This window comes from Mycobacterium shottsii (genome assembly GCF_010728525.1).
In the GTDB taxonomy this organism is placed as follows: Bacteria; Actinomycetota; Actinomycetes; order Mycobacteriales; family Mycobacteriaceae; genus Mycobacterium; species Mycobacterium marinum.
The window spans coordinates 1,225,335-1,239,373 of record NZ_AP022572.1; the positions used below are offsets into that span (position 1 = coordinate 1,225,335).

Below are 14,039 nucleotides of genomic sequence, written 5' to 3' on the forward strand. Positions count from 1 at the left end.
CCCGTTACCTTATAGGGATTTTAGTAATTCCGGTTTTGAGGGCGCCCAGGATGTGGGGGTGGGCGTTGTTGCGCACCGTGCGGGTGAACACCCAGCCGATGTGCATGTCGGTGAGGTTGACCGTGCGGGCGAACTCACCTTTCAGTGTCGGGCCGCAGTGCGCCACGGTGTCGCCTTCGAAGAACCCGGAGATTCTTCGGCCTCATCGCCTGCTTTGCAGATGGTGATCGAGGACCGCAGCAGCGGGAGGGTTTCGTCGTCGACACACCCGAGATCTGGTCGCGGGCCTTGGCGCCGCGCAGGTAGCGGTCGATCGTGGCGCTGCTCATCGCCAACAGCTCGGCACGCACCGCCGGGCCGTAACGGTCACGGCCGTCCACCAGTTCGCCGTGGCGTTCTAGAGCATCCAACTGAAGTGCCATGGAAGCGGCCAGATACCGGCCGCACTGCCCGCCTGAGGCCGCCCACACCTTCTGCAACACCTTGAGCGCATCCTAGGAGTACTTCGGATTGCGTTGCCGGCAAATCCGTTTGGCGACCTGCCGACCCGCTCCCGGCGGCGCGGCCGCCGCCCTCAACCGCCGCCGGGCGTTGTCACGCGACCAGCCGGTGACCGCCACCACCTGATCCAGAATCTGCCCCTTGTCCGCCTTCGGCGCCCCCACATACGCCCTGGCGAACTTCGCGGTGATCTCGGCCCGAGACGACATCGACAGCCCACTTCCCATGCCTGCTGAGGATCGACCGTTTCGCGGGCATTTTTACGTGATGCACCGAGGACGCTTCACGGGCATTTCTCGTGATGCTTGCCGCGTCATTGACAGGTGTCAGTTAATGCTCGTACGGTATCGGTGTGGGCTCGACCGCGTCGACTACCGCGCCGCACTCGCCGCAGCAAAAGGTGCGCGCGGCTCAGCGGCTGCGCACCCGGGCGCGGGTATTCGATGCCGCGGTCGCCGAGATAGGTCGGCGCGGATTAGCCGGCGCGGATGTGGCGGCGATCGCCGCGGCGGCCGGGGTGGCACGGGGGACGTTCTACTTCCACTTCCCCACCAAGGAGCACGTCTTGGTGGAGTTGGAGCGCGCCGAGGAACTCGCCATTGTGGCAAAGCTGCGCGATCCAACCACCGATTCCACCGACCTGGTATCGGTATTGAGTTCGGTGGCGCACCAGGTGTTTGCCGTCGAGCGACGGCTGGGCCCGCTTGTGTTCCGGGACATGCTCGGATTGCACTTTGCCCCAACCCGGCCGGTCGAGGACCAGCTGGGCGAACACCCGTTGGCCGAATTCGTCATTGAGACGATCGCGCAGGCGCAGCGGGCGGATCGGGTCCCACCGGATGCCGACGCGGGTGAGCTGGGGGCGATCTTCCTGACCGGTTTGTTCGCGTTGCTGGCCACCGGCGCGACGACCCCGGACGCGCGGACCGCGTTACTGAACCGCTTTGTAACGACCGTTGTTCACGGAATGGAGGCACGATGAGCAGTTCAGGTATCGAGGGCTACCGCGAATATCTGGCCCGACGCGACGGCGAGGCGGACCTGTTGCATCGCCGGCTTGCCACCCGGGAAGCGTTCTTTGCAGCGCTAGTAGCCGAGCCCATTCGCTCGGCGCGCCACGTCGATCGGCAGGTGTTCCTGCGCAACCTGCGGCGGCGTCGACCCGAGCCGGGACTCGACCGGGCGATGTTGTTCTTGCTGGCCACCGCCAAGCTGAACCAGGCTGAGCGGTTTGGGGTGAACCTGGGCGAAACCTACGGAGTCAACAGCGGTGCCGACCTGCCGCCGGAGCGGGTCTACGTCGAACTCGAGGAGCACTATCACACTCGGCTGCTGGCGTACGTGCTGGACATGTTTGGTCTGCCGTTCCAGGTGATTGCGCCACCGTTGCTGGTGCGCCAGTTCGTCAAGATGAGCGTGTTCCTGCCGGATCGACTCGCATTCCCAATCGTGGGCGCGGGCGAGATGGCGGGTTGCATCATGTTCGACGAGCTGCGACGCGCCGGAGTCGAACTGTTCGCCGACGAACCGGCGGTGGCGGCCCGGATCGAGCGCCTCTACAGCGAGATACTCACCGACGAATTGGGCCACGTCGGCTACTGCGCGGCAAGCTGCAACGCCGCGGGCCGGGCCACGATGCGCCGGCTGTACCCCGTTGTCGGACGGTTCTTCGCTCGCCAGACCTACGAGATAAGTCTGCTCGTCGATGTGGCGAAGTTTCGGGCTCGCCTGGACCGGCCGTTCGACGTCGACGAGCTCGTCGCCGGCCTGACAAACGAAACCTTTGTAGCCGCGCTGCCCTGATCGACCGGCCGAGCCCGCTTTGGCCTGTCGCTACAATCGCGGTCAGGTTTTTGGGCCACCGGTGGAGTTGGCCGGCGATGGGAGATTGACTTGCAGGGCAACGGTTCACGGTGACGATAGGTGTTATCTGCGCGATCCCGCAGGAATTGGCCTATCTGCGCACCAATCTGGTCGCCGCCGATCAACAGGAGATCGCCCAAATTTGTTTCTATGCCGGTCAACTGGGGGATCGGCGGGTGGTGCTGACCGCGGCCGGAATGGGCAAAGTAAACGCCGGCCTGGTCGCCACCCTGCTAGCGGACCGATTCGATTGTCACACCGTGATTTTCACCGGGGTCGCCGGAGGACTGGACCCGGCGTTGTCCATCGGCGACATAGTTATCGCCGATCGCGTGGTGCAGCACGATTGCGGGTTGCTCACCGATGACGGACTGCAGCCCTACCAGCCCGGCCACGTCCCGTTCATCAAACCCACCGAACAGCTGGGCTATCGGGTGGAACCGGAACTGCTGGATCGGGTCAAACACCGCCTCGAGGACTTCACCCTGCCAGCGCTGTCGGCCGCCGCCGGGGGCGGAGCCCGCCCACCGCGGATCAACTACGGAACCATCCTCACCGGCGACCAGTATCTGCATTCCGCGCGCACCCGGGACCAGCTCTACAATGACTTTTCCGGCATGGCCATCGAGATGGAAGGCGGTGCGCTGGCTCAAGTATGCGAGTCCTTTGCCATCCCCTGGCTGGTCATCCGCGCGCTCTCCGACCTCGCCGGCGCCGGTTCCGGGCTGGATTTCAATCGGTTCGTCGACGAGGTTTCGGTCAGCTCGGCCCGGATATTGCTGCACCTGCTGTCGGTGGTGGACTGAACCATCCGCGGGTGCGGCTCGGCGCGGGTGGTGCCCGTCGCGACACATAACTGATGTACAGGAAACGCCGCGGCTCGTCGCAGTGACGTATATCTGGGCGCTCGCACATAAGAGGTCTGCCCGAAGGCAGATCCCCGTCTTCTGACGGTGGGTCAAGCAGGACCTTGCGGGCCTCGCCCAAAAATGGGCTTACTGCACTTCGGACAGACCACCAGGTTGCCCTGTTAGCAACCAGTATTTCAGCGAAACACCGGCGCGTCGATGGCCAAAGGTCCCCACCAGGATCGGCCCAAAGTCACCTCACCGATTGCCAGCCGCGGTACCCGCGCCGAGCCGGCGCAGTGTTTGGATGGGTAGGTGGTTGATACCGACGCCCCGCTGCCCGACCGCTCCGAACGTGTGGTGAGTGCCACCCGCGAAATTGCGGCCGGCTCGGCGCAAATATTCGAGCTGATCGCCGACCCGTCTCGCCAGCCCGACTGGGACGGCAACGACAATCTTGGCCACTGTGCCGCGGGACAACGGGTACACCAGGTCGGCGATGTCTTCCGCATGACGCTGACCCTGGGCAGCGTGCGCGAGAACCACATCGTCGAGTTCACCGAAGCCCGGTTGATCGCCTGGCGCCCATCAGAACTCGGAAAAACGCCGCCCGGCCATCTTTGGCGCTGGGAGCTCACCCCGATCAGCGATACCCGCACCCTGGTCACCCACACATACAACTGGACGGAGCTGTCCGACCCGGCGCGGTTCCCCCGGGCGCGGGCCACCACCACCGTGCAGCTGCGCGCTTCGCTGGACCGCCTCGCGGGGCACTCCGAGGCCGCTGCGGCCGGCGACTGATCACCGGGCCACCACCGGGAACCCCGGCCGGGAAATGCCCCGAGTCGGCCCAGTTGCCGCGGCTTTCCCTATCCGGCCCAGTGGGCCGGTACGGTCACCCTATGGCTCTCCCACCACCAGGAAAAGACCGCGCCGCCATCGTCACCGGCGCCTCGTCGGGCATCGGCGAGGAATTCGCCCGGATCCTTTCCCAGCGTGGCTACCAGGTGGTGTTGGTGGCCCGCAGTGCCGACCGCCTCGAAGCCCTCGCGGGACGGTTGGGTTCGGATACCCACCCGCTGCCCGCCGATCTGTCTGTGCGCAGCGACCGCGCCGGCCTGGTCGACCGGGTGGCGGCGCTGGGCCTGGTGCCCGACATCCTGATCAACAACGCGGGGCTGTCGACGCTGGGTCCGGTGGCGAAATCGGTTCCCGAACAGGAACTCAACCTGGTCGAGGTCGATGTGGCCGCGGTGGTCGACCTGTGTAGCCGGTTTCTGCCGGCCATGGTCGAACGCGGGCGAGGCGCGGTGCTCAACGTAGCGTCGGTGGCCGGATTCGCCCCCCTGCCCGGGCAGGCGGCCTACGGCGCGGCCAAGGCGTTCGTGTTGTCCTACACCCATAGCCTGCGCGGCGAACTGCACGGCAGCGGTGTTTCGGTGACGGCGCTGAGCCCGGGACCGGTGGACACCAGCTTCGGCGACGTCGCCGGGTTCACCAAGCAGGAAACCGAGAGCTTGCCCAAGATCATGTGGAAGTCCGTCGATCAGGTGGCGCAAGCCGGAATCGACGGTTTGGCAGCCGGCAAGGCCGTCGTCGTCCCCGGTCTTGCCAACCGCATCTCGGCCGAACTGATCCGGGTAACGCCACCGGATTGGATGGGCTCGATCATGGCCCGCATCCACCCCGCCATGAAGCGCCAGTGAGCGCAGCGCAATGAGTTGTCCTCGAGTTGTGCTTCGGTAGCGTGCGGGCGGGGCGCCCACTTTCGATAGGGTGAAGACCGCGTGAGTACCACACAGTCAGTGCCCGGCCAGACCGGCACCACTGCGGCCGACCGGCCATTTGTCGCCAGGATGATCCGCACCCTCGCGGTGCCGATCATCCTGTTCTGGTTGGCGGTGGTGGTCCTGCTCAGCGTGTTCGTCCCATCACTGGAAGTGGTCGGACAAGAGCGCTCGGTGTCGCTGAGCCCCACCGACGCGCCGTCGGTCGTGGCCCTCAACCGCATCGGCCACGTCTTCAACGAAGGCGAAACCGACAGCGTGGCCATGATCATCCTGGAGGGCGACAAGCCACTCGGCGACGATGCCCACAAGTTCTACGACGGGCTGATCCGCAAGCTGCGCGCCGACAAGAAGCATGTGCTGAGCATCCAGGACTTCTGGGGGGATCCGCTGACGGCGGCGGGCGCCCAGAGCAACGACGGCATGGCGGCCACTGTCCAGGTGAGCCTGGCCGGCAAGCAAGGTGAGCTGCTGGCCAACGAATCCGTCGAGGCGGTCCGCAAGATCGTTGACGCCACCCCGGCCCCACCCGGGGTGAAGGCCTACGTCACCGGTGGGCCGGCGATGGCCGCGGATCTACACAAGAGCGGCGACCGATCCATGGCCAAGATCACCCTGACCACGGTCGCGGTGATCCTGATCATGCTGCTGTTTGTATATCGATCCCCCGTCACGGTGTTCCTGCTGCTCGTCACGGTGGGCCTGGAACTGACCGCGGCGCGCGGGGCCGTCGCGCTGCTCGGCCACAGCGGATTGATCGGGCTTTCCACCTTTGCGGTCAGCCTGCTCACGTCACTGGCGATCGCCGCCGGAACCGACTACGGGATATTCATCGTCGGTCGCTACCAGGAGGCCCGGCAGGCCGGCGAAGACCGAGAATCGGCCTTCTACACCATGTACCGCGGCACCGCCCATGTCATCCTGGGCTCCGGTCTGACCATCTCCGCGGCAACGTTTTGCCTGAGCTTCACCCGGATGCCCTATTTCCAGACGTTGGGCATCCCCTGTTCGGTTGGGATGCTGGTGGCCCTGCTTGTCGCATTGACGTTGGCGCCGGCCGTCCTTGTCGTCGGCGGCCGGTTCGGCGCGTTCGACCCCAAGCGGGTGCTGCAGGTACGCGGCTCGCGGCGGGTCGGCACGGCCATCGTGCGCTGGCCGCTGCCCATTCTCGCCGTCACGTGCGCCGTCGCGCTGGTCGGTCTGATCACCCTGCCCGGCTACCGGCCCAGCTACAACGACCGGGCCTACCTGCCCAGCTTCATCCCCGCCAATCAGGGCCTCGCGGTCGCGGACCGCCACTTCTCCCAGGCGCGGATCAACCCGGAGATCCTGATGATCGAGTCGGATCACGACATGCGCAACCCCACCGACTTTCTGGTGCTGGACAAGCTGGCCAAGGGCATATTCCGGGTTCCGGGCATCTCCCGCGTGCAGGCCATCACCAGGCCTTCCGGAACAACCATGGACCACACCACCATCCCGTTTCGGCTCAGCATGCAAAACGCCGGTCAGGTGCAGTCGTTGCACTACCAGCGCGCGCGGATGAATGACCTACTGACCCAGGCCGACGAGATGGCCAAGACGATCGCGCTGACCAGGCGCATGTACGAGCTGTCGTCGCAGCTGGCCGACAACACCCACCGGATGGTCGGCGACACCATCGAGATGCAGCAGATCACCAACGAACTGCGGGACAAACTCGCGGATTTCGACGACTTCTGGCGTCCGATCCGCAGTTACCTCTACTGGGAGAAGCACTGCTACGACATCCCGAACTGCTGGACATTCCGGTCCCTCTTCGACGCACTGGACGGTCTGGACCAGATCGACGAGAAACTCGACGTGATGGTCGGTGACCTCGAGAACGTGGACCGGCTGATGCCGCAGATGACCGAGACGTTCCCGCCAATGATCGAATCCATGGAACACATCCGGACCATGATGCTGACCATGCACAGCACCATGTCGGGCATGGTCGACCAGATGACCGAGCTCAGCGAGAACGCCAACGCGATGGGCAAGGCGTTCGATACCGCCAAGAACGACGACTCATTCTATCTGCCGCCAGAAGTGTTCGAGAACGCGGACTTCAAACGTGCGATGGGAAGCTTCCTGTCGCCGGACGGGCACGCGGCTCGCTTCATCATCTTGCACCGCAGCGACCCCGCCTCGGTCAGCGGCATCGCCAGTATCGACAAGATCCGCACCGCGGCCGAGGAGTCACTCAAGGGGACTCCGTTGGAGAACGCCACCATCTACCTGGCCGGGGTGGGCGCCATCTTCAAGGACGTCTCCGAGGGCGCGAAATGGGATCTTCTGATTGCCGGAATCGCTTCGCTCTGCCTCATTTTTGTCATCATGCTGATCCTCACCCGCGCGCTGGTGGCCGCCGGCGTGATCGTGGGTACGGTCGCGATTTCACTTGGCGCCTCGTTCGGATTGTCGGTATTGCTGTGGCAACACATCATCGGCATGCCGTTGCACTGGCTGGTGATCGCGATGTCGGTCATCGTGCTGCTGGCCGTGGGGTCGGACTACAACCTGTTGCTGGTCTCCCGGTTCAAACAGGAAATCCCCGCCGGCATCAATACCGGCATCATCCGATCCATGGGCGGCACCGGCAAAGTCGTGACCAACGCCGGACTGGTGTTCGCGTTCACCATGGCATCCATGGTGGTCAGTGACGTGCGGATGATCGGACAGGTGGGCACCACCATCGGTCTGGGGCTGCTGTTCGACACCTTGGTGGTGCGGGCGTTCATGACCCCGGCCATTGCTGCGCTGTTGGGTCGGTGGTTCTGGTGGCCGCTGCGGGTGCGCTCACGACCTGACCGCAGAGCCATCCAGCGAGCCGCCCAGGGCGACACCGAGCCGGCGCCGGTGGAGAGTGCCCCGGCCACCGCCGGGAGCTAGATCGCGGGGACTCGGGTGGAGGGCTAGGCCAGTGCGGGTCTTGGCGGCTGTGCGCACCCTTGCTCCAGCAAGGCCCGCAGCGCCGTTGGCGGTGCGGGGATCTCGGCGACGGTTCCGACTTGCAGGGGGATGCTCGGGTAACCGGCCAGGTATTCCGAGTAGGAGCGCGCACCCAACCTCATGCCGAGGCTGACCCACCCGTCGACCACCGACCACCGTTGCGGATTTCTTCTCGCCCATTCGCTTTGGTCCAGCCGGTGCTTCCACTCGGCGGCGTCGATTTCATCGAGTGCATAGCCGCCGAGAAGTTCCCGGTATTGCACCGCCGCGCCGCGCACGACGGTGATTCCGTGACCCAGCCCGGCGGCGCCCGAGAATTGCGGCAACAGTCCCAAAATCGCCTGCGCGGCGGCTCGGCCAGTAGTGACCTCTTCGGTCAAAGTCAGGGTCGGGAAGGCACGCAATGCCATACAGGCATCGACCACCGAAACCAGGATGTCGGCGGACTCGCGCAACTGGTAGTCCTCGCCGAGCACCCGGGGCAGGCGCACGATGGTGAAATCCAGAGCCGGCGATGATGCGGCAACGATCAACTCCGCGAGTGATTTTGACGCCGCGTATGGATAGGGCGACATGCGGGGGTTGGTGACCCGCGGCGCGGTGACATCGGCACTGATGACGAACGTCGACAGGTGCACCAACCGCACATCCCGTTGTGCGCACACCTGCGCAACCGTGGAAACCAGCTCAACGTTGGCGGCCCGGAGGCCGCGGTAGGGCACCAGCACGTTGGTGTTGCCGATGCAGTTGATCAGGGACCGTGCGCCGGTGTCGCGTATCAGGGCATCGAGATCCGCCGCGTCCAACGCTGCGCCGAGTTGTTCGATCCGGATCCCTTCGAGACCCCGCAGGGCCGACCACGGGCCATGCTCGGGGGGCTTTGACCTACTGGCCAAAACTATTTCCGGACAGGCTAGTCCGGCCTGCTTGCGCTGCAAGACGGCGCGGGCAAATCCGGTGCCGACAATTCCGGATGCCCCGAGCACGACGACTGGTGCCGCGGCCCGGTCGTGCGGCGGCGGCTCGGCGCACAACGGCTGCGGGGTGCACTGGCTCCCCAACGACACCAGGTCACGCTCGATCGCGGCGGCCGTTTCAGCGTCGAGCCAACCATCGGTCGCGGGCGCGGCCGGGTTTGAGCCCAGGTCGCAAACCAGGTTCGCGGCGGTATCGGCACTGATCAGCTCCAGCACCGAGAGGTGCCGACCGAGATACCTGCGAGTGTCGGGCAGGATCCTGATGAGATCCAATGAGCCGATTCCCGCACCGAGTAGCGATGAGTCTGCAGCGAGGGGCCTTCCGAGGTGGCGACTCCACACGCGCGCGAGGCCGGCCGCGCTCTCGCCGGCCTCGGCGTCGCTTGGTACCGCGTCGGCGAGTTGTGGCAGTGTGTGCAGCCTTGTGCCATCGACCTTCCCATTGGGCTTGCGAGGGATACCCGGAACGCCGACAACGAAAAACGCGGGCACTCCCAGGCTTGCCAGGGTGAGCCCGATCCGTCCCGCGGTCACGCCGTCCTCGGCGGCTTCGCGGGTCCGCTCGGTTTCGAACCACACCCCCAGACGGCCGTCATGAGGCTCGACGGCGACATCGCAGACCGTAGGGTCAGCGCTGATGCGCCTGGCGACCGCGGCGGTGTCGACCCGCTTGCCGGCGACTTTGACGATGGTGTCTTTGCGTCCGGCGAAGACCGGAAAGCCTTCTTCATCGATGGTCACCCGGTCAGCGGTGGCAAACGCGCGCAGTTGCGATCCGTCGCCGGGGGCCACGGCACCGAAGCTGCTGTCATCGATCCCAAGATATCCGTCGCTGACCAAGGGCCCGGCGATGACCACCTCGCCGAAGGCGATGAACACGGTATTGGGCACTATCGGCAGGCCCACCCTGAGTCGAGTGTGTGCGGCGGCCGCGATGCCGTCGTATACGATGGGAAGGTGTGTGGCGACCACCGTTGCTTCGGTCGGACCGTAGCTGGAGACAAGTGAGATCGGTGCCAAGACGGGGGAATTGACCCACTTTTCGACGGTGCTGGTGCGGATGGATTCGCCGCCGATGACGATCTGGCGCAGCCGCGAACGGCCGATGACGTCGACGGCGTCGCCGTCCTCGCACAACAGGTGCCACACCGCGGTCGGCAGGTCGACGACCGTCGGCCCCAAGGCGTGGATATCGCGCGCCAGCCCGCCCAAGTCGCCGGTCTTCATGGCCGCGGATCGGACCAACTCCGCCCCGCAAACGGCGGCGCCAAAGATTTCCTCAACGCTGATGTCCGACGTCAAGGGCGCGCATTGCAGGATGGTGTCTTGGCTGTTCCAGCCGTAGCTGGGGCCGATTGCGGCACAGAAAGCAGCGAGTGACCCATGCGATATCCGCACCAGCTTGGGTTGCCCGGTCGTCCCCGACGTGGGCATGATGTACGCCGCCTTGGTGGCCAGCAGGGGATCTCGTGCCACCTGGTCAAGGCGCTGGTCAATGCGCTCCCGCAGGGCGTGATCCGGGACCGCCCCGAGCCGGACCGCGGCCACGTCGACCGGGTGCGCCGAACTCCCTTCACAGTGCTCACCAATTGTCTTGGCTCGTAACGAAAGATCGTCGACGGACTCGCACATGCTGTAGCCGCAACCCGCGAGGTGACAGGCCAACAACAGATCAACGGTCTTGTCGGTGTCGTCGTCGGTGCACACCAGCACATCACCGGGCACCACCCCATGGCACACCAGCCAGCCGACCCACGGGTAAACCTGGCGACGCCGGTCCAGAAACTGGCGCAGGCCCGGTGCCGCATCGACAAACCACGCAGGTGCCGACGGTGGCCGCGGTCGCCCCGCGGTCTCGGTACGGCAGGGCAGGCCGTCGGCGCCCACCTCGAACCACTCGTTGGCGGTCATGGCGATCGGCTGATCCCACAGCGCCGCCATCGATTCCAACGCCGCGCCGATACGAGCGGCGACCCCGGCGCCGGTGTTGCGCTCGGGCAGATCGGCTCGGTCCCAGATCGCCAGGTTGAGGGTGTGCCGTTGTTCGTCGAGCACGCATGCCACGGTGGTGCCCTCGATCGGGCCGATCTCGGTCGCAACGGGTGCTTCCGAGAGGAACGGGCGAAGGCCGGGCGCACATGATTCGCGGATGAAATTCAGCGTCAGGGCCTGCACATGAGAGGTCCGGTTGATTGCCAGATACATTCGGCGGTAATGCTCTTCACGAATCCATCGGCGTCGCACCGCCTTGACGTAGCCGCGGTCAAGGTCGCGGACCACCTCCCGCACCGACGCGAAAGGCCGAAATCGGAGGGCGTGCGCAACCGAGTTGACCAGGCACGTGGCGACATTGAGTTCGGGGTCGCCGAACCGGTTGTCCACGGCGTGCACCAGCAGGCTCTCGGTGCTCTGCCGCAGCCCCGCCTGCACCGCGACCGCGGCCGCCGCCACCAGAACGTTGAGCGGTACTTGTTGAGCCTCCGAGAGGGCACGCAGGGTGTCATAGGCTGGGCCGCAGAGGGCGATCGACTCTTGCAGGACGCCCTTGGCTGCGGCCCCGGAGGTACCGCTGGCGCCCTGCGCACCCCCACCCTGGCCGGCCTCGGCGGTGAGCTCGCGCTGCACGGCGTCGGCTTGTCGCCGTAGTGCTTCGGCCACCTTGGCTGTTTCACGAAGATGCGCGGCCGCCAGCTTGGCCAATCCTTGTCTGAGGGTGGGCATTTTGCCCACCCCGGCGGGTTCGAGGCTGGCCGCCAGAAAGTGCGCCAGATCGGCCTCAATGATCCCGGTCGCCCCGCCATCAAGCAGGATGTGGTGCGTGTGAACGTCGAGGCCGCAAACATCGCCGCCCTCGTCGGTCGAGACGGCATAGCGCACGAGCGGCCTGTCCAGGATGCCCGAAGACCAGGTGTGCTCCAGATCGGCGCCCGGCCCGTCCGGTTGGCCCTGGGCGGCCGAGCGTACGAGCACAAGGTCGTTGAATTGCAGCCTCGGCACCAGCTGTGGGTAGTCCGCGCCCGTCGCGGCCATCTGCAGAACGCACAGCTGAACGGGGTTGTTGAGCACCGATGCTTCCAGCGCGGCAAGAAAATTCGACAGCGCCAGCGGGTGAAACCGATAGCGTTTGCCGATCAGATACAGCGCGGGGTCGTTCTCCTGGAGCACCCCGTTGTACAGGTTCCGCTGCGATTTGCTTAGCGGAATGGCTTCCGCACAGCCGATTTCGGGCTCGGTCACGTAGGACTTTCCAGTTCGGACTTCGACAGCTCCGAAACCCAGCCCTCGATCGAGAGGTTCTCGGCCAATCGGGATGGCAGTTCGGACTCTCGGTCCACGCCCAGCCGCTTCATCAGCAGCACGAACCTAACGGAGTCGAGTCCGAGATGCCTGAGATCGGTGGCGTCGCCGTCGATCAGATCCGTTTCGTCGATGTAGAGCACGTCACAGACGGCGAGCAAGATCCGTTCGCGCACCGGGTCAGCCACCGGTTTGGACCTGATTCGCCGCCGCCGCCAGCGACGTGCGCATCACCTTGCCCGACTGTGTTCGCGGAATCTCGCTGACGATCACGATTGTCGACGGCCGCGCCACCGATTCGGACTCGCGGCGATAGTGAGCCGCAATCGTGTGCTTGAGTTTGCGGGCCGCTGACGCGTCCACATCGGTGGCAGCGACCACGGCCAGGCCCACCAGCGCGCCGAATTCCGGATCGGGGATCTCGAAGCAAGCGGCCTCGCGGACGCCCGGAACGCCCTCCGCAATGCGATCGACCTCGTCGGGGGCGATGTTCACGCCGCCCGAGATGATCATCTCCGAGGACCGCCCCTTGATGTAGAAGAAACCATCCTCGTGGCGCTCCAACAGATCGCCGGTGTTCACCCAGCCGTCGATCAGGACCTCTTGGGTACGTTGAGGATTGCTCCAATACCCCAACATGTTTGCCGGAGACTTGATCCACAGCGTGCCGAATGACGCGGAAGGGCCGGCACCCGGGGCGTTGGGGCCGGCTCCGTCTGCGTCGTCGTTGGCCGCCAGATAGACCTCCACACCGGGGTAGGGGCGGCCCACCGCGCCCGCCTCGATCTTGGCAATCGAGCCATCGTCTGTCGGCAAACATAAAGCCGTGCAGCCTGTTTCGCTCAGCCCGTAGACCTGTGCGGTGCGAACACCGGTGGCTTCGATGAACCGCACATCGGCGGCGATCGCCCGCGAACCGCCGTACCCGAGTAGCCGCAGCGATGGAACCGTTGTGGCCGCGGACTTCAACTCCGAAACCAGTTTCGAAAGCAGGGTCGGCACCAGGCATGTGGTGTTGACGGCGTTGGAGTTCAGAATCCGCATCAGCGAAGGGGTGTTCTCACCACCGGTGATGCACAACCCTCCACGCATCAAACAGGTAAGTATCCACCACAACCCACCGATGTGGGTTGCCGGCAGCGGGGAGTAGGTGGTTTCGCCGTCGACCCAGGTGACCCAGTTGAGCCCCTCGTTGCGCAAGATGTCCGGTACGGCGAAGAAGGTGCGGTTGGCCAGCAGCACCGCCTTTGGTTCGCCGGTGGTGCCGCTGGTGAAGATCATCGCCAGCGGATCGTCGGCGCCAAGCCCGGGCTCGGTCGCCGGGCGATCCGTATCCGGCGAATGGGCGAACTCCCCGGTGCCAGAGCCGATGTCGACCCGGATAGCGGGTATCGCGGCGAGGTCTTCGGGTAGCGACGAGGACCCGACCTTGCTCCCGGGCGCGATCAGAACCGCGACGGGGTCGGTGATCTGACAGAACCGATCGATGGTTGCCGGCGGAAGATTGCCGTCGGCCATCACGGCGATGGCACCAAGCTTCGCGCAGGCCAGCACCGCTAGGTAGGTCTCGGGTCCATTGTCCGAGATGACCAGTACCCGTGATCCTCGCGATGCCGACTGCGCACGGAGCGCGCCGGCGTAGCGATCCACTTCGGCGGCCAGCTCGCCATATGGCAGCGCACTCGTGCCATCGCAGCGGCGTAAGGCGATCGCCTCGGGCCGCCGCTGAGCCTGCTCGATGATCCGTTCCAGAACGGTAGCGGGTAAGTCGGACATAGCTCTAAAGCGCTTTC

12 protein-coding genes are annotated in these 14,039 nt (G+C 65.4%); 6 read left to right on the forward strand and 6 right to left on the reverse strand.

Features of this window, described 5'->3' with window-relative positions; genetic code table 11:
* Nucleotides 1-4 precede the first annotated feature (4 nt).
* The 3 genes from G6N41_RS05785 to G6N41_RS05795 form a co-directional block, all read right to left on the reverse strand.
* Nucleotides 5-166, reverse strand: coding sequence for a hypothetical protein (locus tag G6N41_RS05785; protein ID WP_198913342.1), 162 nt, complete (start codon nucleotides 164-166; stop codon nucleotides 5-7).
* On the reverse strand, nucleotides 135-422 hold the full coding sequence (locus tag G6N41_RS05790) for a hypothetical protein (protein ID WP_198965628.1): 288 nt from the start codon (nucleotides 420-422) through the stop codon (nucleotides 135-137). The genes G6N41_RS05785 and G6N41_RS05790 overlap by 32 nt, the downstream gene beginning before the upstream one ends.
* Nucleotides 423-494: 72 nt before the next feature.
* On the reverse strand, nucleotides 495-710 hold the full coding sequence (locus tag G6N41_RS05795; RefSeq protein ID WP_198968072.1) for a hypothetical protein: 216 nt from the start codon (nucleotides 708-710) through the stop codon (nucleotides 495-497).
* 143 nt (nucleotides 711-853) lie between these two features.
* On the opposite strand from G6N41_RS05795, the gene G6N41_RS05800 reads away from it, so the two are divergent.
* The 6 genes from G6N41_RS05800 to G6N41_RS05825 all read left to right on the forward strand — a co-directional run bounded on the left by G6N41_RS05800 (nucleotide 854) and on the right by G6N41_RS05825 (nucleotide 7,912).
* A complete protein-coding gene (locus tag G6N41_RS05800) occupies nucleotides 854-1,483 on the forward strand; it encodes a TetR/AcrR family transcriptional regulator (RefSeq protein WP_198966849.1) in 630 nt (209 codons plus the stop codon).
* Nucleotides 1,480-2,304 carry a hypothetical protein gene (locus G6N41_RS05805; RefSeq protein ID WP_198966850.1) on the forward strand — a complete coding sequence of 275 codons (825 nt, stop codon included), beginning with the start codon at nucleotides 1,480-1,482 and terminating at the stop codon, nucleotides 2,302-2,304. Before G6N41_RS05800 ends, G6N41_RS05805 begins: the two co-directional genes overlap by 4 nt.
* 110 nt (nucleotides 2,305-2,414) lie before the next feature.
* A complete protein-coding gene (locus G6N41_RS05810; RefSeq protein ID WP_198966851.1) occupies nucleotides 2,415-3,170 on the forward strand; it encodes a 5'-methylthioadenosine/adenosylhomocysteine nucleosidase in 756 nt (251 codons plus the stop codon).
* A 357-nt stretch (nucleotides 3,171-3,527) separates the two neighbouring features.
* A complete protein-coding gene (locus G6N41_RS05815; RefSeq protein WP_198966852.1) occupies nucleotides 3,528-4,013 on the forward strand; it encodes an SRPBCC family protein in 486 nt (161 codons plus the stop codon).
* Nucleotides 4,014-4,114: 101 nt separating this feature from the next.
* Nucleotides 4,115-4,918 (forward strand): SDR family NAD(P)-dependent oxidoreductase, encoded by an 804-nt coding sequence (locus G6N41_RS05820; RefSeq protein ID WP_020727726.1) that lies wholly within the window; start codon nucleotides 4,115-4,117, stop codon nucleotides 4,916-4,918.
* Between the two features lie 150 nt (nucleotides 4,919-5,068).
* Complete coding sequence (locus tag G6N41_RS05825) at nucleotides 5,069-7,912, forward strand: MMPL/RND family transporter (protein ID WP_231608980.1); 2,844 nt, start codon at nucleotides 5,069-5,071, stop codon at nucleotides 7,910-7,912.
* Nucleotides 7,913-7,935: 23 nt separating this feature from the next.
* On the opposite strand, the gene G6N41_RS05830 is transcribed toward G6N41_RS05825, so the two are convergent.
* From G6N41_RS05830 to fadD10, 3 genes are read right to left on the reverse strand one after another with little or no spacing between them, the layout of a single operon-like run.
* On the reverse strand, nucleotides 7,936-12,186 hold the full coding sequence (locus G6N41_RS05830; RefSeq protein ID WP_198966854.1) for an AMP-binding protein: 4,251 nt from the start codon (nucleotides 12,184-12,186) through the stop codon (nucleotides 7,936-7,938).
* On the reverse strand, nucleotides 12,183-12,422 hold the full coding sequence (locus G6N41_RS05835) for an acyl carrier protein (RefSeq protein ID WP_198966855.1): 240 nt from the start codon (nucleotides 12,420-12,422) through the stop codon (nucleotides 12,183-12,185). The genes G6N41_RS05830 and G6N41_RS05835 overlap by 4 nt, the downstream gene beginning before the upstream one ends.
* 4 nt (nucleotides 12,423-12,426) lie before the next feature.
* A complete protein-coding gene (gene fadD10, locus G6N41_RS05840; protein WP_198966856.1) occupies nucleotides 12,427-14,022 on the reverse strand; it encodes a fatty acid--CoA ligase FadD10 in 1,596 nt (531 codons plus the stop codon).
* Nucleotides 14,023-14,039: the final 17 nt, after the last annotated feature.

What these genes read in the sequence shown, in the direction of transcription:
- G6N41_RS05790 (WP_198965628.1), bottom strand. Translation starts at nt 422, where the DNA reads ATGGCACTTCAGTTGGATGCTCTAGAACGCCACGGCGAACTGGTGGAC.
- G6N41_RS05795 (WP_198968072.1), bottom strand. Translation starts at nt 710, where the DNA reads ATGTCGTCTCGGGCCGAGATCACCGCGAAGTTCGCCAGGGCGTATGTG.
- G6N41_RS05805 (WP_198966850.1), top strand. Translation starts at nt 1,480, where the DNA reads ATGAGCAGTTCAGGTATCGAGGGCTACCGCGAATATCTGGCCCGACGC.
- G6N41_RS05820 (WP_020727726.1), top strand. Translation starts at nt 4,115, where the DNA reads ATGGCTCTCCCACCACCAGGAAAAGACCGCGCCGCCATCGTCACCGGC.
- G6N41_RS05825 (WP_231608980.1), top strand. Translation starts at nt 5,069, where the DNA reads ATGATCCGCACCCTCGCGGTGCCGATCATCCTGTTCTGGTTGGCGGTG.
- fadD10 (WP_198966856.1), bottom strand. Translation starts at nt 14,022, where the DNA reads ATGTCCGACTTACCCGCTACCGTTCTGGAACGGATCATCGAGCAGGCT.